This window comes from Niveibacterium sp. 24ML, from assembly GCF_026586805.1.
GTDB lineage: Bacteria > Pseudomonadota > Gammaproteobacteria > Burkholderiales > Rhodocyclaceae > Niveibacterium.
On the sequence record NZ_JAPFHA010000053.1, the window covers coordinates 1 to 3613 of the forward strand.

The window sequence follows — 3613 nt, forward strand, 5'->3', positions numbered from 1 at the left end:
GCGTGGCTTATGCCACCTGCGACTGTGGGAAGTCCCCTTTATAGTCCGTCAACGGGACGCCAAACTGCTGCGCAGTTCGGTTCCCTCCGCTGCGCTCCGGCGCCCGTTACGTCCAACGTTAGAGCTCACTCTCACCTCGAAGAATCCCCGATGAATGATTCAGAAAACCTGCCGTTCTGGGCGAAATTCGCAGTTTTCCTTTTCGCAAGTTCGGCCTCGTCGGCGATTTTGCGCATTTCGGGGGTGCTCTCAGAGCACACAAACCCAGTTCTACGGTTCGTCGTCGAACTCGTAGTCGGTATCGCCGTATTCATTCCAGCGTGGTATATCGCGTCGTGGATCGAAAAACGTGGTTTCTTTCAGCAGCTAATGCGCGATGCAAAATCCAAACGGCGCTGAGTCAGAGCATCCGAAACGCCGCTCTAACATGGCGGTCAAGCGGACACCCAAATGCTACGCATTTGGGTCCCCTCGCTCCGCTCGGCGCCGCTTACCTCTACGTTAGCGTCAATGCTGAAAGCGTCCGAACTTGAAACGTGCGTTGGCTTTGCAATCGTGGCCAAGGTTCCATTGCCGCGCTTGTACCGTTTCGGTTTCGGGGCCAACTCCTGCAAGGCGGTCGGGCGCCGCGCTCGGTTATCGTTTCCGTCGTGATCGCGGGCTTTCCCCGCAACCGTTTCGCTTTCTCAATCCCCTGCACTTCGGGCCTGCGCTGCATGAATCGCCGTTCAAATTTCACCGCTGCCGCTAACAGGTCCGTCAACGGGACGCCAAACTGCTGCGCAGTTTGGTGCCCTCCGCTGCGCTCCGGCGCCCGTTACGTCCAACGTTAGCGTCAATGCTGAAAGCATCCGACCTTGAAACGTGCTTTGGCGTCGCCGGCAGTGTCAACGTCACTGGGCAACGCTTGTACCGTTTTGGCTCGGTGACCAATTTCTGCACGGCAGTTGGGCGCGGCGCTCGGTTATCGTTTCGGCGGTGGTTGCGCGTTTTCCCGCCAATCGTTTCGGGTTTCACAAACTTCGGCGCCTCAAGCAAAGTCGGGCGGTTCCGTGGCGCCAGTTTCACCGCTGCCGCTAACCAATCGCTCAACCGGACACCCAAACGCTGCGCGTTTGGGTTCCCTCGGCTTCGCCTCGGTGCCGGCTAGCTTTACGTTAGCGTCAATGCTGAAAGCGTCCGAACTTGAAACGTGCGTTGGCTTTGCAGTCGTGGCCAAGGTTCCAGTGCCGCGCTTGTACCGTTTCAGTTCGGGGACCAATTCCTGCACGGCAGTCGGGCGCCAAGCTCGGTTATCGTTTCTGCGGTGGTTGCGGGCTTTTCCCGCAACCGTTTCGCTTTCTCAAACGAATTCACTTCGAGCCTGCGCTGCATGAATCGCCGTTCAAATTTCAACGCTGCCGCTAACAAGTCCGTCAACGGGACGCCAAACTGCTACGCAGTTTGGTGCCCTTCGCTGCGCTCCGGCGCCCGTTACGTCCAACGTTAGTCGGCTCAGAAATTTCATGGCTTTCAACGATCTCGAACGCAAGAAAATCGAAATTGCGCTTGCTGCATTTCTTGAGCGTTCGCGCCCGCCGGCACATATTCGCTCCCAGCTCGATTACACGGCTCGCGTCACAGATCAAAGCGTTGAGCTCTGCGAGGTTCGGCCTCAGTGGGATCAACCTTCCGTAAAGCTGGAACGGCCGTTTGCAAAAGCTACATTCGTCCGCTCACGCAACGCATGGAAGGTGTATTGGCAGCGAGCCGATCTGAAGTGGCACTGCTATGAACCACATCCAGTCGCCGCCACAGTCGAAGAGTTTCTTGCTGTCGTAAGCACGGACGAGCATTGCTGCTTTTATGGTTAGTGGTATGGAAAGTCGGCTAATTCAAAACCAATCCGCGCCGCCGTCTAACAAGTCCGTCAACGGGACGCCAAAATGCTACGCATTTTGGTTCCCTCCGCTGCGCTCCGGCGCCCGTTACGTCCAACGTTAGCCCCGTGTTTATTCATTCGAAATTCCTGCTGGCAATGTTTGAATCGCTGTCCCGGCGCCTCTCGCTTTGCGGGGCGCCGCAGGTTTTCGGTGGTTCGGCGGGCTATCTCACCGTGAGGCTGGCGCCCGCTCAATCGTCGCGGGCTTCGAACGCGGCGCCTGCAAACGCTGGCCCTCGGTTTTGCGCGTGCGCGTTTGGCGGCTCGGCTTCGCTCGAAAGGCTCTTCGGTGTTTCACCGGGCGAAGTGGGCGGCGATTTTTCGGCTTTCGCTCGTGCGGGCGCCGTTGCGGGCACGGTTCGGGTTTCTCTTGGTCGGCTTGCCCTGGCAGGCCGTTCGGTTTTTCAATCGGTCACTGGTCTCGCGGCTAACACTGCGGTCAACGGGACACCAAACTGCTGCGCAGTTTGGTTCCCTCCGCTGCGCTCCGGTGCCCGTTACCTCCAACGTTAGCGTCAATGCTGAAAGCGTCCGAACTCGAAACGTGCGTTGGCTCTGCGGGCGTGGCCAACGTTCCCGTGCTGCGCTTGTACCGTTTCGGTTCGGGGGCCAATTCCTGCACGGCAGTTGGGCGCCACGCCCGGTTATCGTTCCGGTCGTGGTCGCGAGCTTTTCCCCGCAACCGGTTCGTTTTCTCAATCCCTTGCACTTCGGGCCTGCGCTGCATGAATCGCCGTGCAACTTTCAACGCTGCCGCTAACAAGTCCGTCAACGGGACGCCAAACTGCTGCGCAGTTTGGTGCCCTCCGCTGCGCTCCGGCGCCCGTTACGTCCAACGTTAGTCGTCATGAAGCTAAGCCTTTCGATTGTTGTTTATCTTCTAGGTGTCGTGGCTTTTGGGCTCTTCTATGCGCAGGCCAAGGCAGCGCTCGGCGGCAAGCTCTTATTTCTTTTGGCTTCAGTTGCTTACTTGGTCGCATTGCGCTTTGTCGCCACCTGGGTGGGCAAGCGCTTTTGTCGTATGGGGCGGCAGCATGACGCCTAACCCTGCAGTCGAGCGGGACAGCCACAAGCTGCGCTTGTGGTGCCCTCCGCTTCGCTCCGGCTGCCCCTCACTTCCACGTTAGAGCGCAATACCCGTGAAACACAGAATTGCCGCTGGTGTGATCGTTGAAAACGAAGGGCGCATATTGCTTGTCCGCCATCAGAAGGTTGGCGAGTACGACTTTTGGGTTGCCCCCGGAGGTGGGGCATCGGACGGAGAAGACCTATTCGCCACAGCCAAGCGCGAAGCGTTTGAAGAATGTGGCTTACACGTCGAGCCGTTGCAACTCGCGTACATCGAAGAGTTCTTCAACCCAAACTCTCGGGAGTGCAAAGTTTGGTTTACCGGGCGCTTGGTCGGCGGCAGCCTTAACTGTTCGGCTCACGAAGCGGTCCGTGAACATATCGTCGAGGCGGCATGGCTTTCCCGTGCGGAGTTGGAGGGTAGAACGGTTTTCCCGCCAATGCTCCATCATGAATACTGGCAAGACAAAGCACGGGGGTTCGTCGCTCCACGTTACGTCGGCCTTCGTGAAATGGCGTTTTACTGATGCAGTCCCTTTTCACCGCGCGCTCTAACAAGTCTCTAAGGGACTTCCCGTCAACCGGGCGTTGTTGAAGCCGGCCGTCAGGCCGGTTTTGCTTTTC

Annotated in this window: 4 protein-coding genes; all 4 read left to right on the top strand. The window is 58.2% G+C overall.

What is annotated here, in order from left to right; genetic code table 11:
* Window positions 1–150: 150 nt before the first annotated feature.
* The 4 genes from OPU71_RS21025 to OPU71_RS21040 all read left to right on the top strand — a co-directional run bounded on the left by OPU71_RS21025 (window position 151) and on the right by OPU71_RS21040 (window position 3516).
* Window positions 151–399, top strand: coding sequence for a hypothetical protein (locus OPU71_RS21025; protein WP_267730059.1), 249 nt, complete (start codon window positions 151–153; stop codon window positions 397–399).
* 1106 nt (window positions 400–1505) lie between these two features.
* Window positions 1506–1853: a DUF3024 domain-containing protein gene (locus OPU71_RS21030; RefSeq protein WP_267730060.1), complete on the top strand. Its 348-nt coding sequence runs from the start codon at window positions 1506–1508 to the stop codon at window positions 1851–1853.
* 915 nt (window positions 1854–2768) lie between these two features.
* Window positions 2769–2966 (top strand): hypothetical protein, encoded by a 198-nt coding sequence (locus OPU71_RS21035; RefSeq protein ID WP_267730061.1) that lies wholly within the window; start codon window positions 2769–2771, stop codon window positions 2964–2966.
* Window positions 2967–3060: 94 nt separating this feature from the next.
* Entirely contained in the window at window positions 3061–3516 is a 456-nt protein-coding gene (locus OPU71_RS21040; protein WP_267730062.1) for an NUDIX domain-containing protein, read from the top strand.
* The last annotated feature ends 97 nt before the right edge of the window (window positions 3517–3613 follow it).